Origin of the sequence: Streptomyces sp. NPDC002057, assembly GCF_040296665.1 — a bacterium.
GTDB lineage: Bacteria > Actinomycetota > Actinomycetes > Streptomycetales > Streptomycetaceae > Streptomyces.
This window is the reverse complement of the sequence record NZ_JBEOXR010000046.1, coordinates 20,680-43,603: the sequence shown is the minus strand read 5'-3', so window position 1 is coordinate 43,603 and position 22,924 is coordinate 20,680. Positions and strand designations below refer to the sequence as shown.

24 protein-coding genes are annotated in these 22,924 nt (G+C 72.4%); 7 read left to right on the top strand and 17 right to left on the bottom strand.

Translation table 11 applies throughout. The features are described from left to right. Positions 1–86: 86 nt before the first annotated feature. The 3 genes from smc to ABT129_RS28635 all read right to left on the bottom strand — a co-directional run bounded on the left by smc (position 87) and on the right by ABT129_RS28635 (position 4,705). Positions 87–3,629 carry a chromosome segregation protein SMC gene (smc, locus tag ABT129_RS28645; protein WP_351907353.1) on the bottom strand — a complete coding sequence of 1,181 codons (3,543 nt, stop codon included), beginning with the start codon at positions 3,627–3,629 and terminating at the stop codon, positions 87–89. A gap of 184 nt (positions 3,630–3,813) precedes the next feature. Beyond that, positions 3,814–4,032 carry a hypothetical protein gene (locus ABT129_RS28640; protein WP_030206333.1) on the bottom strand — a complete coding sequence of 73 codons (219 nt, stop codon included), beginning with the start codon at positions 4,030–4,032 and terminating at the stop codon, positions 3,814–3,816. A gap of 391 nt (positions 4,033–4,423) precedes the next feature. Beyond that, positions 4,424–4,705 carry an acylphosphatase gene (locus tag ABT129_RS28635; RefSeq protein WP_327164421.1) on the bottom strand — a complete coding sequence of 94 codons (282 nt, stop codon included), beginning with the start codon at positions 4,703–4,705 and terminating at the stop codon, positions 4,424–4,426. A 180-nt stretch (positions 4,706–4,885) separates the two neighbouring features. Here ABT129_RS28635 and ABT129_RS28630 point away from each other — a divergent pair, with 180 nt between their 5' ends. Together ABT129_RS28630 and ABT129_RS28625 are read left to right on the top strand one after the other, a co-directional pair. Continuing rightward, entirely contained in the window at positions 4,886–5,839 is a 954-nt protein-coding gene (locus ABT129_RS28630) for a CAP domain-containing protein (RefSeq protein ID WP_351907351.1), read from the top strand. Positions 5,840–5,945: 106 nt separating this feature from the next. Continuing rightward, the gene (locus ABT129_RS28625; RefSeq protein ID WP_351907349.1) at positions 5,946–6,356 is read left to right on the top strand and encodes a winged helix-turn-helix transcriptional regulator; all 411 of its coding nucleotides are present in this window, start codon (positions 5,946–5,948) and stop codon (positions 6,354–6,356) included. Between the two features lie 82 nt (positions 6,357–6,438). Here ABT129_RS28625 and mutM read toward each other — a convergent pair whose 3' ends face one another. The 9 genes from mutM to ABT129_RS28580 all read right to left on the bottom strand — a co-directional run bounded on the left by mutM (position 6,439) and on the right by ABT129_RS28580 (position 15,434). After that, a complete protein-coding gene (gene mutM, locus ABT129_RS28620) occupies positions 6,439–7,323 on the bottom strand; it encodes a bifunctional DNA-formamidopyrimidine glycosylase/DNA-(apurinic or apyrimidinic site) lyase (protein ID WP_351907347.1) in 885 nt (294 codons plus the stop codon). Between the two features lie 117 nt (positions 7,324–7,440). Further along, positions 7,441–8,253, bottom strand: a complete 813-nt coding sequence (gene rnc, locus ABT129_RS28615; protein WP_351907345.1) for a ribonuclease III — start codon at positions 8,251–8,253, stop codon at positions 7,441–7,443. A gap of 20 nt (positions 8,254–8,273) precedes the next feature. Continuing rightward, entirely contained in the window at positions 8,274–8,447 is a 174-nt protein-coding gene (gene rpmF / locus ABT129_RS28610) for a 50S ribosomal protein L32 (RefSeq protein WP_015036448.1), read from the bottom strand. Positions 8,448–8,449: 2 nt separating this feature from the next. After that, positions 8,450–9,103 carry a YceD family protein gene (locus tag ABT129_RS28605; RefSeq protein WP_351907402.1) on the bottom strand — a complete coding sequence of 218 codons (654 nt, stop codon included), beginning with the start codon at positions 9,101–9,103 and terminating at the stop codon, positions 8,450–8,452. A gap of 138 nt (positions 9,104–9,241) precedes the next feature. Then, positions 9,242–10,303: a F0F1 ATP synthase subunit B gene (locus ABT129_RS28600; RefSeq protein WP_351907343.1), complete on the bottom strand. Its 1,062-nt coding sequence runs from the start codon at positions 10,301–10,303 to the stop codon at positions 9,242–9,244. Between the two features lie 110 nt (positions 10,304–10,413). Further along, positions 10,414–10,893: a pantetheine-phosphate adenylyltransferase gene (gene coaD / locus ABT129_RS28595; RefSeq protein ID WP_351907400.1), complete on the bottom strand. Its 480-nt coding sequence runs from the start codon at positions 10,891–10,893 to the stop codon at positions 10,414–10,416. 26 nt (positions 10,894–10,919) lie between these two features. After that, complete coding sequence (gene rsmD / locus ABT129_RS28590) at positions 10,920–11,504, bottom strand: 16S rRNA (guanine(966)-N(2))-methyltransferase RsmD (RefSeq protein WP_351907341.1); 585 nt, start codon at positions 11,502–11,504, stop codon at positions 10,920–10,922. A 67-nt stretch (positions 11,505–11,571) separates the two neighbouring features. After that, entirely contained in the window at positions 11,572–13,764 is a 2,193-nt protein-coding gene (recG, locus tag ABT129_RS28585) for an ATP-dependent DNA helicase RecG (protein WP_351907339.1), read from the bottom strand. A 59-nt stretch (positions 13,765–13,823) separates the two neighbouring features. Continuing rightward, on the bottom strand, positions 13,824–15,434 hold the full coding sequence (locus ABT129_RS28580; RefSeq protein WP_351907338.1) for a DAK2 domain-containing protein: 1,611 nt from the start codon (positions 15,432–15,434) through the stop codon (positions 13,824–13,826). Positions 15,435–15,709: 275 nt separating this feature from the next. On the opposite strand from ABT129_RS28580, the gene rpmB reads away from it, so the two are divergent. Next, positions 15,710–15,895, top strand: coding sequence for a 50S ribosomal protein L28 (gene rpmB, locus ABT129_RS28575; RefSeq protein ID WP_015036441.1), 186 nt, complete (start codon positions 15,710–15,712; stop codon positions 15,893–15,895). Between the two features lie 184 nt (positions 15,896–16,079). On the opposite strand, the gene thiD is transcribed toward rpmB, so the two are convergent. Next, complete coding sequence (gene thiD / locus ABT129_RS28570) at positions 16,080–16,880, bottom strand: bifunctional hydroxymethylpyrimidine kinase/phosphomethylpyrimidine kinase (protein WP_351907337.1); 801 nt, start codon at positions 16,878–16,880, stop codon at positions 16,080–16,082. Next, the gene (locus ABT129_RS28565) at positions 16,877–17,839 is read right to left on the bottom strand and encodes a thiamine-phosphate kinase (RefSeq protein WP_017235962.1); all 963 of its coding nucleotides are present in this window, start codon (positions 17,837–17,839) and stop codon (positions 16,877–16,879) included. Before ABT129_RS28565 ends, thiD begins: the two co-directional genes overlap by 4 nt. Positions 17,840–18,072: 233 nt before the next feature. Between ABT129_RS28565 and ABT129_RS28560 the strand changes: the two genes are divergently transcribed. Next, a complete protein-coding gene (locus ABT129_RS28560) occupies positions 18,073–18,306 on the top strand; it encodes an Lrp/AsnC family transcriptional regulator (protein ID WP_015036438.1) in 234 nt (77 codons plus the stop codon). Between the two features lie 20 nt (positions 18,307–18,326). Then, positions 18,327–18,809 carry a DUF3515 domain-containing protein gene (locus ABT129_RS28555; RefSeq protein ID WP_351907334.1) on the top strand — a complete coding sequence of 161 codons (483 nt, stop codon included), beginning with the start codon at positions 18,327–18,329 and terminating at the stop codon, positions 18,807–18,809. A gap of 32 nt (positions 18,810–18,841) precedes the next feature. Here ABT129_RS28555 and ABT129_RS28550 read toward each other — a convergent pair whose 3' ends face one another. The 3 genes from ABT129_RS28550 to ABT129_RS28540 form a co-directional block, all read right to left on the bottom strand. Next, the gene (locus ABT129_RS28550; RefSeq protein ID WP_351907332.1) at positions 18,842–19,981 is read right to left on the bottom strand and encodes a D-alanine--D-alanine ligase family protein; all 1,140 of its coding nucleotides are present in this window, start codon (positions 19,979–19,981) and stop codon (positions 18,842–18,844) included. A 130-nt stretch (positions 19,982–20,111) separates the two neighbouring features. Then, the gene (locus ABT129_RS28545) at positions 20,112–21,113 is read right to left on the bottom strand and encodes an NAD(P)H-dependent glycerol-3-phosphate dehydrogenase (protein WP_351907330.1); all 1,002 of its coding nucleotides are present in this window, start codon (positions 21,111–21,113) and stop codon (positions 20,112–20,114) included. Continuing rightward, entirely contained in the window at positions 21,110–21,862 is a 753-nt protein-coding gene (locus tag ABT129_RS28540; protein ID WP_351907328.1) for a lysophospholipid acyltransferase family protein, read from the bottom strand. Before ABT129_RS28540 ends, ABT129_RS28545 begins: the two co-directional genes overlap by 4 nt. Positions 21,863–21,997: 135 nt before the next feature. Between ABT129_RS28540 and cofC the strand changes: the two genes are divergently transcribed. Then, positions 21,998–22,645, top strand: coding sequence for a 2-phospho-L-lactate guanylyltransferase (gene cofC / locus ABT129_RS28535; protein WP_351907398.1), 648 nt, complete (start codon positions 21,998–22,000; stop codon positions 22,643–22,645). 10 nt (positions 22,646–22,655) lie between these two features. Beyond that, positions 22,656–22,865 carry a hypothetical protein gene (locus ABT129_RS28530; RefSeq protein ID WP_351907326.1) on the top strand — a complete coding sequence of 70 codons (210 nt, stop codon included), beginning with the start codon at positions 22,656–22,658 and terminating at the stop codon, positions 22,863–22,865. Positions 22,866–22,924: the final 59 nt, after the last annotated feature.

The following is a 22,924-nucleotide window of genomic DNA, read 5'->3' as shown; positions in this document are numbered from 1 at the left end:
CGATGTCGTGTGACTTAATAGGCACTTCCCCACCCCTTGGATTCAATACTTGAACGACGTCAGGGCGAGATCGCCGAGCGGCCCGGTCAGCGGAGCCGTTGGCTGATGACTTTGGATACCCCGTCGCCCTGCATGGAAACGCCGTACAGCGCGTCCGCGACCTCCATCGTCCGCTTCTGGTGGGTGATCACGATGAGCTGCGAGGACTCCTGGAGCTCGCGCATGATCCGGATCAGCCGCTGGAGGTTGGTGTCGTCGAGCGCCGCCTCGACCTCGTCCATCACGTAGAACGGGCTGGGCCGCGCCTTGAAGATCGAGACGAGCAGCGCCACGGCCGTGAGCGAGCGCTCGCCACCGGAGAGCAGCGAGAGGCGCTTGACCTTCTTGCCCGGCGGGCGGGCCTCCACCTCGACGCCGGTGGTGAGCATGTTGTCGGGGTCGGTGAGGATCAGCCGGCCCTCGCCGCCCGGGAAGAGCCGCGAGAAGACGCCCTCGAACTCACGGGCCGTGTCCCGGTACGCCTCGGTGAAGACCTGCTCGACCCGCAGGTCGACCTCCTTCACGACCTGAAGCAGGTCGGTGCGGGTCTTCCTCAGGTCCTCCAGCTGCTCGGAGAGGAAGCGGTGCCGGTCCTCCAGGGCGGCGAACTCCTCGAGAGCCAGCGGATTGACCTTGCCGAGCTGGTGGTACGCCCGCTCGGCGGCCCTGAGCCGCTTCTCCTGCTCCGAACGGATGAAGGGGCGCGGCTCGTCGCCGCCCGCCTCCTCTCCTTCGGCGGCGGGCGAGGGCGGCACCGGCTGCTCCGGGCCGTACTCGGCGACCAGGGCGGCCGCCTCCACGCCGAACTCCTCCAGCGCCTTCGCCTCCAGCTGCTCGATCCGCAGCCGCTTCTCGGCGCCCAGCACCTCGCCCCGGTGGACGGAGTCGGTCAGCTTGTCGAGCTCGGCCTTGAGGTCACGGCCCCGGGTCCGGGCCGCCGTCAGGCCCTCCTCCCGGTCGGCCCGCGCCGCCTGGGCGGCCACCCGCTCCCGCTCGGCGCGGACCAGCGAGACCTCGACGTGGGCGAGGAGGGTCCGGGCGCCGGCGGCGACCGCGCCCGCGACCCGCTCCTCGTGGCGCAGACGGGCCCGGCGCTGCTCGGCACGCGCGCGTGCCTCCCGTTCGGCGCGGGCGGCCCGGTCGAGCGAGTCGGCGCGGCCGGCGAGCCCCTTGACGCGCTCCTCGTGGGTACGGACCTGGAGCCGCGCCTCCATCTCGGTCTGGCGGGCGTTGGATCCGTCGATCGCGAGCCGGTCGCGGGTCGCGGTGTCGGGCTCCTCGTCGCCGTCGTCCCCGAAGGCGGCGGCCTCCTGGGCCACGAGCAGCCGTTCGGCGAGCTCCTCCGCCTCGGCGGTGGCCCGCTCCAGGGCCTCCTGGGCGCGGGCGGCGGCCGCGGCGGCCCGCTCGGCCTCCCCCGCCGCTCCCCTGGCCTGCCCGGCGAGCCGGCCGAGCTCCTTGGCGACGGCGGACCTCTCGCGCTCGGCGGTGCGGCGGTGGGTGTCGAGTTCCTCGACGAGCGCGGCGGCGGTCCGGCGCCGCTCACCGGCCGTCTGCTGGGCCGTCGCCAACTCCTCGCAGCGTACGGCCAGTTCGTCGAGTTCCGCGGCGGCCTCGGCGACCGATGCCTGGACTTCGAGGAGACTCGGCGCCCCGGCGGAGCCGCCCTGCGCGAAGTGCGCCCCGAGGAGGTCCCCCTCGGCGGTGACGGCGGTGAGCGCGGGCCGAGCCCTGACCAGGTCGGCGGCCTCGTCCAGGTCGCCGACGACGACGATCCCGGCGAGCAGCCGGCGGACGGCGGAGAGGAGTTCCCCGGGTCCGCGCACGAGGTCGGCGGCGTAGGGGTGTCCCTCGGCCGGCGGAGCGGGGTCCGGTTCCGGGGCTCCGGTCAGGAGCAGGGAGGCGCGGCCCGCGTCCTGCTTGCGCAGCAGGCGGAGGGCCTCGGCGGCGGCGGAGGGTCCGGTGACGGCGACCGCGTCGGCGGCGGCGCCGAGGGCGGCGGCGACGGGGATCTCGTACCCCGGGGTGACGGTGAGGAGTTCGGCGGCCGGGCCGAGGAGTCCGCCGAGTCCGGCGGTGAGCAGGGCGCCCGTGCCGTCCTTGCGGCGCAGTCCGAGGGCGAGGGTGTCGTGCCGGGCCTGGGTGGCGGCGCGGCGGCGTTCGGCGGTGGCGGCGGCCTCGCGGGCGGCGCCGAGCGCGGCCTCGGCCTCGGCGCGTTCGCGGCGGGCGGCCTCGTACCGCTCGCCCTGTTCGGTGTCCGCCGCGTCGAGGCCGTCCACCTCCGCCGTGAGCTGCTCGTACTCCTCCTGCGCGGTGAGTGCCCGCTCCCCCGCCTCGTCGCGGGCGGTGGCGAGCCGGTCGATCTCGGCCTGGGCGGAGGAGGCGCGCGAGCGGGCCGCGTTGACCTGGCCGTGGAGGCGGGCGAGGCCCTCGCGCCGGTCGGCGAGGGCGCGGGCGAGGTCCTTGAGCCGGCGCTCCTCGGCCGCCAGCGCCTGTTCAAGTTCGGCGCGGTGGCTGACGGTGTCCTCCAGGGCGCGCTCGGCCGCCTCCAGGGCCGCTTCGAGTTCGGCCTCCTGTTCGCGGACGCGGGCGGCCTCGCGCTCCAGGTCCTCCGGGTCGCGGCCCCGGCGTTCCTCGGCGGGTGCGGCGGTGGCGCTCTTCACGCGCGCGTCGGCGAGGGAGACCGTGCCGCGGACGCGCTCGGCGAGCTGGGAGAGGCCGTACCAGTTCTGCTGGGCGCGCTCCAGGCGGGGCACGAGGGCGCGGGCCTCGGCCTCCAGCGCGGCCTCGCGGGCGAGGGCGGCGCGGAGCTCGGTCTCGGTGGTCTCCTTGCGGGCGAGCAGGGCCGCTTCGTCGGCGACCTCGGCGGTGAGCGCGCGCTGGAGCCGGACGAGGTCGTCGGCGAGGAGGCGGAGCCGGGCGTCGCGGAGGTCGGCCTGGATGACGACGGCGCGGCGGGCGACGGCGGCCTGCCGGCCGAGGGGTTTGAGCTGGCGGCGGAGTTCGTCGGTGAGGTCCTGCACGCGCGCGAGGTTCGCCTGCATCGCGTCCAGCTTCCGCAGCGCCTTCTCCTTGCGCTTGCGGTGTTTGAGGACGCCGGCGGCCTCCTCGATGAAGGCGCGGCGGCCCATCGGGTCGGCGTGCAGCACGGAGTCGAGCTGTCCCTGTCCGACGATGACGTGCATCTCGCGTCCGATGCCGGAGTCGGAGAGCAGGTCCTGGAAGTCGAGCAGCCGGCAGGTGTCGCCGTTGATCTGGTACTCGCTGCTACCGCCGCGGAACATGATCCGGGTGAGGGTGACCTCGGCGTAGTCGATGGGCAGCGCGCCGTCGGAGTTGTCGATGGTGAGGGAGACCTCGGCGCGGCCGAGGGGCGGGCGCCCGGTCGTGCCGGCGAAGATGACGTCCTCCATCTTGCCGCCGCGCAGCGACTTGGCGCCCTGCTCGCCCATGACCCAGGACAGGGCGTCCACGACGTTGGACTTGCCCGATCCGTTGGGGCCCACGACGCAGGTGATTCCCGGCTCGAACCGCAGGGTGGTCGCCGAGGCGAACGACTTGAACCCGCGGAGGGTCAGGGCCTTGAGGTGCACCCCGGGGACTCTACCGGGGCCCGTGCGTTTCACCCGCGAACGCGTAGGGCAGATCCTCCGGTGAGGAGGGGTGGGCCAAGGGGGAAACAACGGGTGAAAGAGAGAAGGGACGCCGAAGCGCCCCTTGCAATGTCCGGCTGAGCCGGCACGGGTGTTCCCACCTGGCCCCTCGGGGGCTGGGCTGTCAGGTGAGCGCAGGCTCCGCCTGGGGTACGTCGAGGTCGATGCTGTTCAGCAGCGACTCTCCCTGGTGGTGAGCGGCGGCAGCCGCGAGCGAGTCGTTCTCGGACTGAATCCGTACCAGCTCGGATTCGAGGTCCTGGACGCGCTGCTGAAGCCGTCGCATCTCGGCGAGGAGTCGCGGGTCGGAGCCGCCGACGTAACCGAGAAGCGCCTTTGCCATGATGGATGGTCCTCCACAATGAGTGACCGACCGAAGCGGTTGGGTCGTGAGGGATTTCGCACCCGCGGTGCTCGGCAGTACTGCTTGTCGTGCCGGTTCCACTGCCAAACAGCTAAGGTGCGCGGGGATTCCAGAGTCTCACCAAAAAGTTTGACGGTCAACACGATCACGCCCCGTTTGAAGGGGCGACCGAGGAGTCCACAGCCGCTCGAAGGGCGGTAGGGCCTCGCTGACTCGGTGCCTCGGGGCGTCGCGATCATCCTTACCGGGCAGCCTTCCATGACGGGCGCTCCTTGGCAACCACCAGGAGGTTTCCCCGTCACACCCCTGTTACCGCGCGTCCGCCGGGCCCCCTCCGAGGGTCACCGGGGACGGTGTCGGAGCGTGATCGTCAGCGGATGGCGAAGCCGTCGTATCCACCGCGCGGGGTGGCCCAGATCTCAGTGACGCCGTCCACGCGCCCGGGTGTGTCGTCGGAGTGGAGCCAGGCGAGCAGACGGTGGCAATTCTCACGCGCCCCTTCGGCCACCACCTGTACCCGGCCGTCGTCGAGGTTGAGGGCGAAGCCCACGAGGCCGCCGATCTCCAAAGCGTTTGCCCTGGTGAACCAGCGGAAGCCCACTCCCTGTACCCGGCCGCGCACCCAGGCGGTCATCCGTACGTCGTCACTCATGCCTGCACGCTAACGGGCGGATTGCCAGATGAGCACATCGCCCCGGCTTCTCATGGACTACAGTCCCGACCGAACACGCCTCACCCGTTCGGGCCCGCGCTGTTCGACTGGCGGTCCGAAACGGTACCGACAGCAAAGATCAGCAAAGGCCAGCAGAACCAGCAGAGGAAGGCAGAGCAGATGGGACGCCACCGTCGCGCCGGAGCCGCACCCGCCGCGGAAGAGTACGCGGCCGGTTCGGACCGCCGGCATGCGGGGGCCCGCCGCAAGCGGCGCTCCACCCCCGTGCGCACCGGACTGCTCGGCGCCTCCGCGGCCGTCGCGATGGGCGCCGTCGCCGTCGCCTCGGGCCTGCTGCCCGGCGGGGACACCTTCACGGTCGGCAGCGCCGGCACGAGCGAGCGCCCGAGCCAGTCCCGGCAGGCCCCGGAGCTGACGACACAGGGCGGGTCCACCCAGACCCCGACCGGCGACTCGGGCCCCACGGGCGGTACGCCGACCAGGGCCGGCACGGACGGCGGAAAGGCGGCCTCGCCGTCGGCCACCCCGTCCACGAAGCCGAGCCCGAAGGCCACGCCGAAGCCCAAGCCGAAGCCGACCCCGTCGAAGGCGAAGGCGGCGAGCACCGCGCCGACGAAGCCGAGGATCACGGTCGCGCCCTCCACGAAGGCCCCCGCGCCGAAGCCCAAGCCGAAGCCGGTTCCCACCACCGAGCCGCCGGCCGAGACGGCCTCGGCCCCCTCCACCGCCGACCGCGGCGAGGCCGCCGAGACGGAGGTCCTCCGTCTGGTCAACCTGGAGCGCGCCAAGGTGGGCTGCTCGCCGGTGAGCGAGGACGCCAAGCTCGCGGCGCTGGCCGGAGCGTTCAGCGCGGACATGGCGAACCGCGGCTTCTTCGACCACACGGACCCGGACGGGGCCACCCCGTGGGCGCGCGCGGAGAAGGCCGGTGTCTCGGGGCTGGGCGGCGAGAACATCGCGCGCGGCCAGGCGGACGCGGCGGCCGTGATGGAGTCCTGGATGAACAGCGACGGTCACCGCGCCAACATCCTGAACTGCGAGTTCACCACTCTGGGCGTCGGCGTGTACTTCGGTGACGGCGGCCCCTGGTGGACCCAGGACTTCGGCCGCTGAGCCGAGCCCGGTGAGGGGTGCGGGGACGACCCGTACCCCTGAGGGCACTAACTCCCCGACAGCGCCCCCGCTGCGGTAAGCGCTGTGCGGGAGTACGGTGGTGGACATGACCGAGGACCTCGCCTACGACGTGTTCGCACGGGCCTGCCCTTCGCGCGGGACGCTGGAGCACGTGACGGGCCGCTGGGGCAGCCTGACCCTGGGCGCCCTGCACGCCGGGACGTTCCGCTTCAACGAGCTGCGGCGCCGGGTCGACGGCGTCAGCGAGAAGATGCTGTCGCAGACCCTGCACGCGCTGGAGCGCGACGGCCTCGTCCATCGCGAGGCGCAGCCCACCAACCCGCCGCGCGTCGACTACCGGCTCACCCCGCTCGGCCGCGAGGTCGCGGAGCGGCTGATGGGTCTGATCGAGCTGGTGGAGGGCCGGATGCCGCAGGTCGAGGCGGCCCGGCGGAGCTACGACGCGGAGCGCACCGCTCCGGCCACCGCCCGACCGCCGGCTCCGGCCACCGCCTGAGCGCTGTCGGCGGTCGCGGCCCGACCGCTGTCTCCGGTCCTCGCCCGGCCGCTCCCCGGCACCCCGCCCGACCGCTCCCGCGTCACGCCGTGGCGCGCGGTGGGCGCTGGCAGCGCGGGCAGAAGTAGCTGGACCGGTTCATCCACGCCCGGCGCCGCATCGGCGTCCCGCAGCGGTGGCAGGGCTCGTCCTCGCGTCCGTACGCGTCGAGCGAGCGGTCGAAGTAGCCCGACTCGCCGTTGACGTTCACGTACAGGCTGTCGAAGCTGGTTCCGCCGACGTCGAGGGCCGCGTTCATGACGTCCCGGACGTGCCCGAGGAGCTCGGCGGAGCGCGGTCGGGTCAGGGTCGCGGTCGGCCGGTCGTAGTGCAGCCGGGAGCGCCAGAGTGCCTCGTCGGCGTAGATGTTGCCGACGCCGCTGATCAGCGACTGGTCGAGCAGCGCCCGCTTGACGGTGGTACGGCGCAGCCGCAGCGCGCTCTGGAAGGCCGCGTCGTCGAACGCGGGGTCCAGCGGGTCGCGGGCGATGTGCCCGATGACGTCCGGGAGGCCGTCGGGGGTCTGGTCGTGGAGGGAGAGCCCGCCGAAGGTGCGCTGGTCCACGAAGCGCAGCTCGGTGCCGGCGGCGCCCGTGGCGGAGTCGGCGGCGGACGGCGCGAAGCGGATGCGGATCCGCAGGTGCTTCTCGTCGGCCGCGTCCTCCGGCTGGACGAGCAGCTGACCGCTCATGCCGAGGTGTCCGAGGACGGAGACGCCGGTCTCGGCCAGCGGAAGCCAGAGGTACTTGCCGCGGCGCCGCGCCACCTCGAACCGCTGACCCTTCAGCCGGGCCGCGAAGTCGGCGCCACCCGCCGGATGGCGTCGCACGGCCCTCGGATGCAGCACCTCGACCTCGGTCACGGTCCGCCCGGCGACCCAGCGCTCCAGACCGCGCCGTACGACCTCGACCTCGGGCAGCTCGGGCACGGGACTCCTCCGGACGGACGTATGCGACGGTGCTTCAACCCTACCGGGGGCCGGTACGCGGAAAGACGAGAACCCCGCCCTGGGGCGGGGTTCTCGGGAAGCGGTGGTGCGGGGCCGTCAGGCCGACGCCCCGTGGACGGTCGGAGAGGGGTCGGCGACCTCTCCCGTTCCCGCCTCGGCCGCGGCCTTCGCCGCCGCCGCGCGTTCGTCCGCGGCGGCGCGAATCTCGCGCCACGCGGACTCCGCCGCCTGCTGTTCCGCTTCCTTCTTGCTGCGGCCGGTGCCGGTGCCGTACGAGACACCACCGACGCGGGCGGCAGCAGTGAAGGTCTTCTCGTGGTCCGGGCCCTCTTCGGAGACGATGTACTCCGGAACACCCAGACCCTCGGCCGCGGTGAGCTCCTGGAGACTGGTCTTCCAGTCCAGGCCCGCACCGAGGTTCGAGGACTTCTCGATCAGCGGGTCGAAGAGCCGGTGAACCAGCTCGGACGCCGCGTCGAGGCCCTGGTCGAGATAGACCGCGCCGATCACCGCTTCAAGGGTGTCGGCGAGGATGGACGCCTTGTCCCGGCCGCCCGTGCCCTCTTCGCCCCGGCCGAGCCGGATGAAGGAGCCGAGTTCGAGTCCGCGCCCGACCTCCGCCAGCGCACGAGAGTTGACCACCGCGGCCCGCAGTTTGGCCAGCTGGCCTTCCGGCAGATCGGGGTGGGTCGTGTACAGCGTGTCCGTGACCACCAGGCCGAGCACGGAGTCCCCGAGGAACTCCAGCCGCTCGTTGGTGGGCAGACCGCCGTTCTCGTACGCGTACGAACGGTGGGTCAGCGCACGCACCAGAAGGGCGGACTCGAGCCGATAGCCGAGCCGCCCTTCCAGAAGCGTGTGGGACGAGGCATGGTCCGTCTTGTCGTCCGTCTTGCGGGACTCAGACATTGCGCCTCTCACCAGCCCAATCAGACCGAGAGGACCTGGCGCTTGTTGTAGGTGCCGCAGCTCGGGCACGCGATGTGCTGCAGCTTCGGCTCCTGGCAACGCTCACACGAAACCAGGGTGGGGACCGCAGCCTTCCACTGCGACCGGCGGTGGCGCGTGTTGCTGCGCGACATCTTCCGCTTCGGAACAGCCACGGCTACTTCTCCTGCTTCTCGGCGGCGCTTCGGACGTCCCCGTCAGAGGCTTTGCCGCTCATGTTGTCCTTCTCATCGGTTCCCAGCGAACCGGCGAGTCCCTGCAGTGCCGCCCAACGAATGTCGACGGCGTCGTGGTGGTGGTCCGGGTTCTCGTTCAGGCTGGTTCCACACTCGGAACACAGGCCCGCACAGTCCTCCCGGCACACCGGCTGCATCGGCAGTGCGAGCACCACCGCATCACGCAGCACGGGTTCGAGGTCGAACATGCCGTCCTCGAGGGGGATCATGTCCTCGTCTGCCTCGGCTTCGTCGTCCGCGGCCGCCTTGGAGCGGCCCCGGTCGTCGGAGTCGGGGTACGAGAACATCTCCTGGAAGTCCACGTCGAGCGCCAGCTCGACGGGCTCCAGACACCTTACGCACTCCCCCTCGGCCGATGCACGGGCGGTGCCTGTGACAAGCACCCCTTCCATGACCGACTCAAGACGGAGATCGATTTCCACCGGAGAGCCCTCGGGCACTCCGATCACTCCTTCGACGCCCAGGTCCCGGGGGGCCTCGATCGAGCGGGAGATCCTCTGGAGGGCACCAGGACGCCGCCCCAGCTCGTGTGTGTCGAACACGAGGGGGTTGCGGTGGTCGAGGCGCGTGCTCAGGGCTCTTCCTGCTTTCGAATCGTTCTGCGTCGTGGGGTGGCCGCCAGACGTGGGCAGCAAGGATCGCGGAGATACGCGCGACCGAAGAGCCAGGATACTGGACGCTTCGCCCAGGGCCCAATCCGGGCCCCGGCGTCCCTACTGTCCCTGTTCGTACTGCCCCTGTTCGTACCTGCGGAGCTGCTCCAGGTCGATCATGCTCGTGTCGAAGAAGCTGGTCTCGTCGAGCGCGGCGGCCTGCTGCGGCTGGTGGACCGGCTGCTGGTACGCGTAGGGGTCCTGCTGCTGGTAGCCGTACGGGTCGCCCTGCTGCGGCTGCTGGTAGGCGGCGTACGGGTCGGGCTGCTGCTGGACCTGCTGGTAGGCCGCGTACGGATCGGGCTGCTGCGGCTGCTGGTAGGCCGCGTACGGGTCGGGCTGGGGCTGCTGCGCCTGCTGGGCCTGCTGGGCCGGGATCTGGACCGGCTCGGGGTCGGAGAGCTCCGCGAGCCCGGCCAGGTAGTCGGAGTCGCTGGTGTGCACGGCGCCGCCGAGACCGTCCTGGGCGGCCATGTGCTCCCCCAGGGCGTCGCTGGCGATCCGGCCGTGCAGCTTCTGCCGGCCGCGCCCGACGGCCTCCAGGGTCTTGCTGAGCACCGCCTCGAAGGCGCCGAGCTTGGCGTCGACGTACTCGTCGGCCCGGTGGATCAGGGTCTGCGGGTCGGCGCTGTACTCGGGGGCGTCCTCGTCCGGGTAGCCGTTCTGGTCGAGGCCCGGACCGCGGCCGAGGAGCTTCTCGCGGCCCCGGTCGACCGAGCCGATCGTCTTGTTGAGGACGACCTCGAAGTTGGCGAGCTTGGAGTCGACGTAGTCGTCGGCCTCGGCGCGCACCTCCTCGGCCTCGCGGCGGGCCTCGGAGAGGATGCGGTCGGCCTCCTCCTGCGACAGCCGGGCGACCTGGGTGTCGGAGACGATCGAGCCGCGCTCGGCGTGGGCGGCCTCGATGATCCGCTCGGCCTCCTGGCGGGCCTGCTCGACCATGTGCTCGCGGCCGCCGATCAGCTCCTGCGCCTGGGCGAGGGAGCCGGGCAGGGCCTCCCGTACCTCTTCGAGCAGGGAGAGCAGCTCGGCGCGGTTGACCACGCAGGATGCCGACATGGGCATGGAGCGGGCGCCCTGCACGGTCGCGACGATCTCGTCGAGCTTCTTCTGCACGTCCACCGGGTGCTCGCCACTCTCTACAGCTGGATGGAGACGGACGGGACGACTGTAAGGGCAGTCGGCGCCCGTCCGACACCAGATGACGGAGCGTCAGCGGAGGTGGCCGCGCGTCACTTCCGCGCCAGGCGCTCGGTCAGCCGGCCGAGGACCAGCGGCGGGACCAGGTGGGAGACGTCTCCGCCCCAGGCGGCCACCTCCTTGACCAGCGAGGAGGAGAGGAAGCTGTACGTCGGGTTGGTGGGGACGAAGAGGGTCTCCACGCCCGAGAGCCCGATGTTCATCTGGGCCATCTGCAGCTCGTAGTCGAAGTCGCTGACCGCGCGCAGCCCCTTGACGATGGCGGGGATGTCGCGCTGCTTGCAGAAGTCGACGAGCAGTCCGTGGAAGGACTCCACCTCGACGTTGCCGAAGTCGGCGGTCACCTCGCGGATCAGCTCGATCCGTTCGTCGACGGTGAAGAGGCCCTTCTTCGACTGGTTGATCATCACCGCGACGTGTACGACGTCGTACAGCTTGGAGGCACGGGCGATGATGTCGAGGTGTCCGTTGGTGATGGGGTCGAATGACCCCGGACAGACGGCGCGGCGCAACGTGGGTCCCTCGCTCTCCGGTCCGGTCATCGTGCGTCTTCGCACGTAGAGGCGGCGCGACCGTACCAAAACGTTCCCTCACCGTAACGACGGGCCCTCATGGGCTCGAAACCGTCCGGCCAGCCGAACTCCCCGCCTCGGGTGCTGCGCTCCACGGTGACGAGGGCATCGTCCGCGAGCCAGCCCCCCGAGCGGAGTGTGAGGAGGATCTCTCGAAGATCCTCGTCGGACACGGCGTACGGCGGGTCGAGAAAGAGCAGGTCGTAGGGGTCGGAGGGCGCCGGTCCCGTCACGATCTGCTCCGCTTTGCCGGTCCGGAGTTCGGCCCCGGGCAGGCCCAGCGTCCGGATGTTGTCCCGGATCGTCTTCGCGGCGCGCGGTTCGGCCTCCACGAGGAGGGCGTGCGCGGCGCCCCGGGAGAGCGCTTCGAGGCCCACGGCGCCGGAGCCCGCGTACAGGTCGGCGACCCGGGCCCCGTCGAGGGTGCCGAGGAACGCCTCCCAGGTGGAGAAGAGCCCCTCGCGCGCCCGGTCGGAGGTGGGGCGGGTGCCGTTGCCGGGCGGCACGGCCAGGCGGCGCCCGCCGGCCGTACCGGCGATCACGCGGGTCATCGGTGTCCTCGTCCTGCGTCGTCCAGTGCGTACGTCTCAGGATATGACCGCGGTCCGCGCCGTGCGGTCAGCCCTTCTCCAGGTACTCCTCCCGGTCCTTGTCGAGCAGGGCGTCGAGCGCGGTGCGCAGCCCGGGGTGGGCGGTGAGGTCCGGGTCGGCGAGGACGAGGGCGGTGGCCTCCTCGCGGGCGGCGGTGATGACCTCCTCGTCGTCGATGACGGTGAGCACCCGGAGGGAGGAGCGGACGCCGGACTGGGCCTGGCCGAGGACGTCGCCCTCGCGGCGCTGTTCGAGGTCGATGCGGGAGAGTTCGAAGCCGTCGAGGGTGGCGGCGACGGCGCCGAGGCGCTGGCGGGCCGGGGTGGCCTCGGGCATCTCGCTGACGAGGAGGCAGAGGCCGGGGGCGGAGCCGCGGCCGACACGGCCGCGGAGCTGGTGGAGCTGGGAGACGCCGAAGCGGTCCGCGTCCATGATCACCATGGCGGTGGCGTTGGGGACGTTGACGCCGACCTCGATGACGGTGGTGGCGACGAGGACGTCGAGCTCGCCCGCGCCGAAGCGGCGCATCACGTCGTCCTTGTCGTCGGGGTGCATCCGGCCGTGCAGGACGGCGATCCGGAGTCCGGCGAGGGGGCCGGCGCGGAGCTTCTCGGCGACGTCGAGGACGGCGAGCGGGGGGCGCTTCTCGGCCTCGTCCTCGGCGGACGCCCGGGACTTCTTCTTCTGGTCCTCCTCGTCGCCGATGCGCGGGCAGACGACGTACGCCTGGTGGCCCTTCCCGACCTCCTCGCGGACGCGCTCCCACGCGCGCGCCAGGAAGTGCGGCTTGTCGGCGGCGGGGACGACGTGGCTGGCGATCGGGGAGCGCCCGGCCGGGAGCTGGTCGAGGACCGAGGTCTCCAGGTCGCCGAAGACGGTCATGGCGACCGTGCGCGGGATGGGGGTGGCGGTCATCACGAGGAGGTGCGGGGGCTGCTTGCCCTTGCCCCGGAGGGCGTCGCGCTGCTCGACGCCGAAGCGGTGCTGCTCGTCGACGACGACCAGGCCCAGGTCGTGGAACTGGACCTTGTCCTCGATGAGCGCGTGCGTGCCGATGACGAGGCCCGCCTCACCGGTGACCAGGTCGAGCAGGGCCTGGCGGCGGGCGGCGGCACCCATGGACCCGGTGAGCAGGACGACCTTGGTGGCCCGCTCGGCCCCGCCGAGCATCCCTCCCTCGGCCAGCTCGCCCATCATCTCGGTGACGGACCGGTGGTGCTGCTGGGCGAGGACCTCGGTGGGGGCGAGCATGGCGGCCTGTCCCCCGGTGTCGACGACGGCGAGCATGGCGCGCAGGGCGACCATGGTCTTTCCGCTGCCGACCTCGCCCTGGAGCAGCCGGTGCATGGGGTGGTCGGTGGCGAGGTCGTCGAAGATCTCCCTGGAGACCTTCTTCTGGCCGTCGGTGAGGGTGAAGGGGAGCTTGGCGTCGAAGGCGTCGAGGATGCCGTCGGGGGCGGGGCGCCGTGCGACGGCGGGGAGTTGGGTGTCGGCGTGCCGGCGGCGGGCGAGGGCGACCTGGAGGACGAAGGCCTCGTCCCACTTGAGGCGCTCGCGGGCGGTGGCGATGTCGGCCTTGGTGCGGGGGCGGTGGATGAGCCGCAGGGCGTCGGGGAGCTCGGCGAGGCCGCGGCCCTCGCGCAGGGCGTCCGGGAGCGGGTCGACGGCGTCGACGGCGCTGGGCAGGACGGCGTCGACCGCCTTGGCGATCTTCCAGGACTCCAGCTTGGTGGTGGCCGGGTAGATCGGGATGAGCGCCCCGGCCCAGGTGTCCACGCTCTCCTCGCTGTCGCCGCGGAGGAGTTCGTACGAGGGGTGGGCGAGCTGGAGGCGCCGGTTGAAGAGCGAGACCTTGCCGGCGAACATCGCCCGGGTGCCGGGCAGGAGGTCCTTGTGCGGCTTGTGCACGCCCTTGCCGAAGAAGACCAGCTGGAGGCGGCCGCTGCCGTCGGTGATGGTCACTTCGAGGCGCTGGCCGCGTCCCTTGGAGCCGTTGAAGGTGAGCACACGGGCGTCGGCGACCTGTGCGACCACCGTGACGTGCTCGTCGAGCGGCAGGTCGGCGAGGGTGGTCAGCTCCCCGCGCTCGGCGTACCGGCGGGGGTAGTGGTGGAGGAGGTCACCGACCGTGTGCAGGTCGAGTGCCTCGGCCATGACCTTGGCGGTGGCGGGGCCGAGGGACTTCTTGAGTGGTTCGTCGAGCGCGGGCACGCCGTCCATTGCACACCACGCGACCGACAGTCGTGCGGATGCCTGTGGACAACCGCCGTGGGCGGGGCCTATTCGACCCCGATGAGCAGCGGCGGGGCACCGGCTCCGGCGTGGTACGTGGTGGTGTCGACGGCCAGGTAGCCGCGTCGGACGTGGGCTTCGAGGTCGGGGGCGAGTCCGGGCGGGGTGTCGTCGGCGACGACGAGGGTGACGAGTTCGCCGCCCGCGGAGAGCATCCGGTCGAGGACGGTGCGGGCCGTCTCGGTGAGGTCCTCGCCGATGACGGCGACGTCGCCCTCGATGAGGCCGAGGATGTCGCCGGCCTGGCAGACGCCGGCCGAGGTGAACGACCGGTGTTCGGCGACGGCGAGTTCGGCGTAGCGGGTGGCTCCGGCCGCGGCGGTCATGGCGACGACGTCCTCGTCGAAGCGGCGGTCGGGTTCGTGGACGGCGAGGGCGGCGATGCCCTGGACGGCGGCCCGGGTGGGGATGAGGGCGACGCGGATGCCCTCGACCCTGGCGCGTTCGGCGGCGGTGGCGGCGGCCTGTCGCAGGTCGGTGTCGTTGGGCAGGAGGACGACCTCGCGGGCGTGGGCGCGCCGGATGGCGTCGAGGAGTTCGTCGCCCGCGGGCTGTTCGCCGGGGCGGGTCCGTACGGTGGTCGCGCCGGCCTCGGCGCAGAGTCCGGCGAGGCCTTCGCCGGGGACGACGGCGACGACGGCGCGCTGGGCGCGCTCGCCGCGTACGGCGGTTCCGGCGGCGTCGGCCGCGAAGTGGGTGATCCGGATGCGGTGCGGCCGTCCGGCCTCGACGCCGGCCTCGACCGCGGCGCCCGCGTCGTCCACGTGCACGTGGACGTTCCAGAGTCCGTCGCCGCCGACGACGACGAGGGACTCCCCCAGGGCGTCGAGCCGGGCCCGCAGCAGTTCCACGGCCGGTTCCCCGGCCTCCAGGAGGTAGATCACCTCGTAGGCGGGCCCGTCCTCGGTGGGGCACTCCTCGTGGGGGGCGGGCGTGAGCGGGGTCGTGGCGGCGGGGGGCGGGGTCTGTCCGGTCACGGTTTCGAGGAGGGCGCCGAGGACGGTCACCAGGCCGCGGCCGCCGGCGTCGACGACTCCGGCGCGTTCGAGGACGTCGAGCTGGCCCGAGGTGGCGGCCAGGGCCGTCCTGGCGCCGTCGTGGGCGTTCCTGGCCACGTCGACGAGTCCGCCGCCGGCCGCGCAGGCCTCTGCTGCGGCGGCGGCCACGGTGAGGATGGTGCCCTCGACGGGGTGGGCGACGGCCCGGCGCGCGGCGGTGGAGGCCTCGGCGAGGGCGCGGGCGAGGTGATCACCGTCACATCCCTCGGCGAGGACGCCCGCCATGCCGCGCAGGAGCTGGGAGAGGATGGTTCCGGAGTTGCCCCGGGCGCCGAGCAGGGCGCCGTGGGCCATGGCCCGTGCGGTCTCGGCGGTGTCGGGCGCGGAGGCGGCGAAGACGGCCTCGACGGCCTGGTGGGCGGCTTCCGCGGTGAGGTACAGATTGGTGCCGGTGTCCCCGTCCGCCACGGGATAGACGTTGATCGCGTCGATCTCCTCGCGCTCCCGTCCGAGCGCGTCCAGCGACCGCGCGCACCAGGACCTGACCGCTTCGGCGTCGAGCTCGACGAGCTCCTCGGAGGGCTGAAGGGCTCGCGACAACGGGGGGTCCTCCTTCGGCGGTGAGTTCACCGCAGGGTAGACCCGGGGTGTCCCTCCCCCAAGTTCTCGGCCTCGCCGGAGCAGGGGGGACCCCCGGTGACCTGGGCCCGGGGCGGGGTCCGCCCAGAGCATGGTAGTTTCGTTCCACCGAGGCAGGCGTTGTATGCTGCTTCGGTTGCCCGGTCCACACCGGGCCATCCCCCGGCAAGCCACTTCAGACTCCTGATTCCGGTGCGCCGGATTTCACTGTAAATCTGAAGTCTTTGGAGTGACCCGTGGCTGCCAACTGCGACGTCTGCGGCAAGGGGCCGGGCTTCGGCAACAACATTTCGCACTCGCACCGCCGTACGCCTCGTCGCTGGAACCCGAACATCCAGCGTGTGCGTGCCGTGGTCGGTCGGACGCCGAAGCGGCTCAACGTCTGCACCTCGTGCATCAAGGCCGGCAAGGTCTCGCGCTAATTGCGACGTTCTGTCGTAGCGCAGCCCCTGCGGTTGCCTTGAAAGGCCGGTTCACCTAGGTGAACCGGCCTTTTGCCTTGCCCGGAAACGCCTGACCTGCGGCTGCGCGGATACGCCTGCGCGGACCGGTGCGGGCTCCGGACGGCCGGGGCCGGGGACCCGTGGGTCCGCGGCCCCGGCCTTCTCAGTCCCTGAACCGCCAGCCGTGGTCGACCGGGCCGATGCCCTCGCCCAGGGCGAAGCCGGCGCCGATGGCCCCCGTCACGTACTCCTTGGCCCGCCGCACCGCCTCCGGCACCGCCAGGCCACCGGCGAGCCCGGACGCGATCGCGGAGGCGAGCGTGCAGCCCGTCCCGTGGGTGTGCCGGTTGTCCAGGCGCGGGGCGCGCAGCCAGTGTTCCTCCGAGCCGTCCGTGAGCAGGTCGACGGCCTCCCGGCCGGTGGGCAGGTGCCCGCCCTTGATCAGGACCCACTCGGGTCCGTACGACAGGATCCCCTCGGCGGCGACCCGCATGTCGCTCTCGTACACGACGTGCACGCCGATGAGCTGCGTCACCTCGTCCAGGTTCGGGGTCGCGACGGTGGCGCGGGGCAGCAGCCGTGTGCGTACGGAGTCGAGGGCGCTCGCGGCGAGGAGCGGGTCCCCGTGCTTGGAGACGCCGACCGGGTCGACGACGACCGGGGCCGCGGTGTCGCCGAGGAGGTCGGCGACGGTCTCCACCAGTGCGGCCGAGGCGAGCATGCCGGTCTTGACCGCCTGGACCCCGATGTCGTCGACGACGGCCCGGTACTGGGCGCGGACGGCTTCCACGGGCAGTTCCCAGACGCCCTGGACGCCGCGCGAGTTCTGGGCGGTGACGGCGGTGAGCACGCTCATGCCGTGGACGCCGAGGGCGAGCATCGTCTTCAGGTCGGCCTGGATGCCGGCGCCGCCGCCGGAGTCGGATCCGGCGACGGTGAGCACGAGCGGGGGCCGGGAGGTCACTCGGTCTCCCCGAAGTGGTCCCAGCCGCCCACGCTGTGCCAGGGCGCGCCGTCCACGGTGACCTGCGGCAGGGCGGAGGGGTTGAGGACCTCGCCGATGACCTTCCAGCGGGCGGGGAGCTTCACGTCGGGCGGGAAGGTGGCCACGATGGCGTGGTCCTCTCCCCCGGTGAGCACCCACTGCATGGGGTCGACGCCGACGGCCTGGCCGATGTCGTTCATCTGGGTGGGGATGTCGATGAGGCCGGAGCGCAGGTCGATGCGGACCTTGCTGGCCTCGGCGATGTGGCCGAGGTCGGCGATGAGGCCGTCGCTGACGTCGCACATGGCGGTGGCGCCGAGTCCGGCGGCTGCGGGGCCGGCGTGGTAGGGCGGTTCGGGCCTGCGGTGGGCCTCGACGAAGGCCCGCGGGGAGCGGAAGCCCCGGGAGAGGACCGCGTATCCGGCGGCGGACCAGCCGAGCCAGCCGGTGTAGGCGACGACGTCGCCGGGCTGGGCGCCGCCCCGGGTGACCGGGTCGTGGTTGCGGAGGTCGCCGAGGGCGGTGATGGAGACCATGATCGTGTCGCCCCGGACGACGTCGCCGCCGACCACCGCCGCGCCCGCGACCTGACATTCGTCGCGGAGGCCGTCCATGAGTTCGGTGGCCCAGGTGACGGGGAGTTCGGCGGGGACGACGAGGCCGAGGAGGAGTGCGGTGGGGACCGCGCCCATGGCGGCGATGTCGGCGAGGTTCTGCGCGGCGGCCTTGCGGCCGACGTCGTACGCCGTCGACCAGTCGCGCCGGAAATGACGTCCTTCGAGGAGGATGTCCGTGCTGGCCACCACGCGCCGGTCGGGGGCGGAGACGACCGCGGCGTCGTCGCCCGGCCCGATCCGTACCGCCGGGGTGGAGGTGAGCCGGGACGTGAGCTCCCTGATGAGCCCGAACTCGCCCAGCTCTCCGACTGTGCCCTTCACCGCGCCTCACCTCGTGTCTTCGTGTCGGCCGGCGGGCGGGGGCGCGTCCGTGCGCGCCGCGGGTCGCGGGCCGTCACCGTGCTGGGTACCGTCAAGTAGACCGTCAACTTCTGTCCTGCGTACGCCACCCCGCGAACGCCCCGGGACGCGCAGGTCTCCCCGCGGCCCGCGGCGACGCGGTACCGTGGCGTCCCTTTCTCCCACAAGATCCTCGTGGTCGCCCTGGAGGTTCCGTGGTTCAGGCGTACATCCTTATCCAGACCGAGGTGGGCAAGGCGTCGACCGTCGCCGACACCATCTCCAAGATCCCGGGGGTGCTCCAGGCCGAAGACGTGACCGGACCGTACGACGTGATCGTGCGCGCGCAGGCGGACACGGTCGACGAGCTCGGCCGCATGGTGGTCGCCAAGGTCCAGCAAGTGGACGGCATCACGCGCACCCTCACCTGCCCGGTCGTTCATCTGTAGCCCCCGTCTACGCTTGGCCGGTGACCTCTTCCCACCGGCCCTTCGGCCTGCCCGCCGCCGTCTCGGCAGCCGTTCTGCTGCTGGCCGCCGCCGGCTGTTCCTCGTCGGACGCCGCGGCGTCCGTCGAGGTTCCCAGCCCCCCGGCGGTGGAGGCCGCCTTCTGCCAGGCCCTGGCGAAGGAGCTTCCCGACACCGTGGCGGGGCTGGAACGGAGTGACCCGGAGCCCGGCTCCGAGTTGACCGCCGGCTGGGGTGACGGTGCGATCGTACTGCGCTGCGGGGTGCCCCGGCCCGAAAAGATGAGCGATCCCAAGGCGCAGGGCGTCGAGGCGAACGGTGTGAACTGGATGCTGGAGCGTCCCGAGGGCCACGGGCCCCGTTTCACCTCGACGTACCGGAAGGCGTACGTCGAGCTGACGCTCGACGAGCGGTTCGCGCACGACGTGGCGCCGCTGGTGGATCTCGCCGCCCCCGTACGGAAGACCGTGCCCCCGAGCCTCTGAGAGGCGGCGGCACGGTCTTCGGGTGCGTCCGGTCAGCGCAGGCCCGTGGAGCGGGTCAGCGCGGCCTGGATGAGCCGGTCGACGAGCTCGGGGTAGCCGACGCCGCTCTCCTGCCACATGCGCGGGTACATCGAGATCGGCGTGAAGCCCGGCATGGTGTTGATCTCGTTGATGACGAACTCGCCGTCGTCGGTGAGGAAGAAGTCGGCGCGGACCAGGCCCTCGCAGGAGACCGCCTCGTAGGCGGCGACGGCCAGCCGCTGGATCTCGGCGGTGGCCTCGTCCCCGATGGGGGCGGGCACGATGCCGGAGGCCGAGTCGATGTACTTCGCCTCGAAGTCGTAGAAGTCGTGGTCCGTGACCGGCGGGATCTCGGCCGGCACGCTGGCGCGCGGGCCGTCCTCGAACTCCAGGACGCCGCACTCGATCTCGCGGCCGCGCAGCAGCGACTCGACGAGGATCTTGGGGTCGTGGCGGCGGGCCTCCTCGATGGCCTCGTCGAGGCCGGAGAGGTCGTCGACCTTGGTGATGCCCATGGAGGAGCCGCCGCGGGCCGGCTTCACGAAGAGCGGCCAGCCGTGGTCGGCGGCGAACTCGACGATCTTCTTGCGGGCGGCGGCCGGGTTCTGCTCCCACTCGCGGGGGCGGATGACCTCGTACGGGCCGACGGGGAGGCCGAAGGAGACGAAGACGCGCTTCATGTACTCCTTGTCCTGGCCGACGGCGGAGGCGAGGACGCCCGCGCCGACGTAGGGGACGCCGGAGAGCTCCAGGAGGCCCTGGAGGGTGCCGTCCTCGCCGTAGGGGCCGTGGAGCATGGGGAAGACCACGTCGACCTCGCCGAGGGCCTTCGGCACGGCGCCGGGCTCGGTGAGGACGACCTCGCGGTTGGCGGGGTCGACGGAGAGGACGACGCCGCCCTCCTCGGACTCGGCCAGGTCGGCGACGTTCGGCAGGGCGCGGTCGGCGATGGCCATGCGCTCGGGGGCGTCGGCGGTGAGCGCCCAGCGCCCGTCCGTCGTGATGCCGATGGGCAGCACGTCGTACTTGTCCCGGTCGATGGCGCTCAGGACGGCGCCCGCCGTGACGACGGAGATGGCGTGCTCGGAGCTGCGTCCGCCGAAGACGACGGCCACGCGCGGCTTGCGGGGGCTCTGGGTGTTCTCGCTCATATCGCGATGAGCGTACCTTGCGCGTCCCGAACGGCCGTGCGCCCCGTTCCCCCGCGCGCGTCCGGCCCAGCGGCGTGAAGGGGGCGCGGGGCGGCGCCCGGTGGCCCGGGCGGCACCCGGGCCGGACGGGTCAGCGGCGCTCGGCCTTGGCGCTGCGCGACATCAGTTCCTTGAGGGCGACGACCGGCGGCTTTCCGTCGTGGACGATCGAGACGACGGTTTCGGTGATGGGCATGTCGACGCCGTGGCGGCGGCCCAGATCGAGCACGGACTCGCAGGACTTGACGCCCTCGGCGGTCTGCTTGGTGGCCGCGATCGTCTCCTGGAGGGTCATCCCGCGGCCGAGGTTGGTGCCGAAGGTGTTGTTCCGGGAGAGCGGCGAGGAGCAGGTGGCGACGAGGTCGCCGAGGCCCGCGAGGCCGGAGAAGGTGAGCGGGTCGGCGCCCATCGCGAGGCCCAGCCGGGTGGTCTCGGCGAGGCCGCGGGTGATGAGCGTGGCCTTGGAGTTGTCGCCGAGGCCCATGCCGTTGGCGATGCCGACGGCGAGCCCGATGACGTTCTTGACCGCGCCGCCGAGTTCGCAGCCCACCACGTCGGTGTTGGTGTACGGGCGGAAGTACGGGGTCAGGCAGGCGGTCTGGAGGCGCTGGGCGACCGTCTCGTCGACGCAGGCGACGACGGCGGCGGCGGGCTGCCGGGCGGCGATCTCCTTGGCCAGGTTGGGTCCGGTGAGGACGGCCACGCGCTCGGCGGGCACGTCGGCGACCTCGGTGACGACCTCGCTCATCCGCTTGGCGGTGCCGAGTTCGACGCCCTTCATGAGGGAGACGAGGACGGTGTCGGGCGCGAGCATCGGCGCCCAGGCGGCGAGGTTGCCGCGGAGGGTCTGGGAGGGCACGACGAGGACGGTGAAGTCGGCGTCGTGCGCGGCCTCGGCGGGGTCCGCGGTGGCCGTGATCGCCGCGGGGAGTTCGACACCGGGCAGGTAGTCGGGGTTGACCCGGGTGGTGTTGATCTCCTTGGCGAGTTCGGCGCGGCGGCCCCAGAGGCTCACCTCGCAGCCCGCGTCGGCGAGCACCATGGCGAAGGCGGTGCCCCAGGATCCGTTGCCGAAGACGGCTGCCTTGGTCACTTGGTGCCTCCTTCGGCGGCCTTGCGCCGCTGTTCCAGGCGGGCCTTGCGGTGGTCGTACGGTTCCGGGGGCGCCTGCTCGCCGCGGACCTGCTCCAGGATCGCGGTGATGGCGGCCATGATGACCTCGGTCGCCTCGCGGAGCACCTCGGGCGTCGGCTCCAGTCCGTAGAAGCGGGAGAGGTCGACGGGCGGACCCGCCTGCACGGTCAGCGTCTTGCGGGGGAACAGGCTGAGCTTGTTCTCCCTGGCGTACGGCGGCATCGCCAGGTTGGCGCCCCACTGGGCCACCGGGATGACGGGGGCCCGGGTGAGCAGCGCGACGCGCGCGGCGCCGGTCTTGCCGGCCATGGGCCACATGTCGGGGTCGCGGGTCAGGGTGCCCTCGGGGTAGAAGGCGACGCACTCCCCGCGCTCGATCGCGTCGACGGCGGCGCGGAACGCGTCGAGCGCGTTGGTCGTCTCGCGGTAGACGGGGATCTGTCCGGTGCCGCGCAGCATCATGCCGACGAAGGGGGTCCTGAACAGGCCCGCCTTGGCGAGGAGGCGCGGGACGCGACCGGTGTTGTACTGGTAATGCGCGTACGACAGCGGGTCCAGGTAGGAGTTGTGGTTGACCGCGGTGATGAATCCGCCATCGGCCGGAATGTGCTCCATACCGCGCCAGTCCCGCTTGAACAGAACCACCAGGGGGGGTTTGGCGATGACCGCCGCGAGGCGGTACCAGAAGCCGATTCTGCGGCGGGGCACTCGGACACCTTTCTCCGGGACTGGCTGGCAGGGGGTCAAGTGTCGCCCCGTGCTCCTGGTCTGTCGAGTGACACCGTACGCCCCGGGCCCTGGGGAGGACCGCCTGGGCGGGACAGAATGAAGCCGATGAACCCGATGCGCACCGACGCGGACGACGGCTGGTCCCTGGTCGTCCCCCTGAAGCCCCTGGCCCTGGCGAAGAGCAGACTGGCCGCGGCGGCCGGGGCCCGGCTGCGCCCCCGGCTCGCGCTGGCGTTCGCGGAGGACACGGTGGGCGCGGTGCTGAACTGCCCGCGGGTACGGGATGTGGCGGTCGTCACGGACGATCCGGCGGCCGCCGCGGCCCTGGCGGCCCTGGGCGCGCGCATCGTCCCGGACACCCCGGCGGCGGGGCTCAACGCGGCGCTCGCGCACGGGGTCCGTGCCGTGCGGTCCCGGCGGCCCCGGGCACGCGTGGCGGCGCTCAACGCGGATCTTCCGGCGCTGCGGCCCGAGGAGCTGACCCGGGTCCTGGACGCGGCCCGAAATTTTTCCAGAGCATTTCTCGCGGATGCCGCCGAAATAGGTACGACATTCCTCTCGGCGGGTCCGGGGGTGGAATTGGAACCGGCATTCGGAGGCGCGTCGAGGCTCCGGCATTTGTCTTCGGGAGCGGTGGAAATCACGCTGACCGGGGTGGATTCCGTGCGCCAGGACGTGGACACCGGTGAGGATCTCGCGGTGGCCGGCGCCCTCGGGCTCGGCCCGCGGACGGCAGCCCGGTGGCTCTCCGCGGCCGGATAGGCTGCGGTCCATGCAGGCGACCGCGTTCACGTACGACCCCGAGACCCGCAGCGGCAGTGTGCTGCTCGACGACGGCACCCCCGTGGAGTTCGGGACGGAGGCCTTCGCGGCGGGCGGGCTGCGGCTGCTGCGGCCGGGGCAGCGGGTCCGGATCGAGACCGAGCCGGGCACGTCCGGGGCCGGCCTGCGGATCACGCTCGTGACGCTCCAGACCTTCTGACCCCCGGCTCCCGGGGGTCCGGCGGGTCCCCGGACGCGCCGCGGGCCGGGCTCCCCGGT

What these genes read in the sequence shown, in the direction of transcription:
- rsmD (WP_351907341.1), bottom strand. Translation starts at nt 11,504, where the DNA reads ATGACCCGCGTGATCGCCGGTACGGCCGGCGGGCGCCGCCTGGCCGTG.
- ABT129_RS28550 (WP_351907332.1), bottom strand. Translation starts at nt 19,981, where the DNA reads ATGAGCGAGAACACCCAGAGCCCCCGCAAGCCGCGCGTGGCCGTCGTC.
- cofC (WP_351907398.1), top strand. Translation starts at nt 21,998, where the DNA reads ATGCGCACCGACGCGGACGACGGCTGGTCCCTGGTCGTCCCCCTGAAG.
- ABT129_RS28630 (WP_351907351.1), top strand. Translation starts at nt 4,886, where the DNA reads ATGGGACGCCACCGTCGCGCCGGAGCCGCACCCGCCGCGGAAGAGTAC.
- rnc (WP_351907345.1), bottom strand. Translation starts at nt 8,253, where the DNA reads ATGTCTGAGTCCCGCAAGACGGACGACAAGACGGACCATGCCTCGTCC.
- ABT129_RS28625 (WP_351907349.1), top strand. Translation starts at nt 5,946, where the DNA reads ATGACCGAGGACCTCGCCTACGACGTGTTCGCACGGGCCTGCCCTTCG.
- ABT129_RS28635 (WP_327164421.1), bottom strand. Translation starts at nt 4,705, where the DNA reads ATGAGTGACGACGTACGGATGACCGCCTGGGTGCGCGGCCGGGTACAG.
- ABT129_RS28530 (WP_351907326.1), top strand. Translation starts at nt 22,656, where the DNA reads ATGCAGGCGACCGCGTTCACGTACGACCCCGAGACCCGCAGCGGCAGT.
- recG (WP_351907339.1), bottom strand. Translation starts at nt 13,764, where the DNA reads ATGGACGGCGTGCCCGCGCTCGACGAACCACTCAAGAAGTCCCTCGGC.
- ABT129_RS28640 (WP_030206333.1), bottom strand. Translation starts at nt 4,032, where the DNA reads ATGGCAAAGGCGCTTCTCGGTTACGTCGGCGGCTCCGACCCGCGACTC.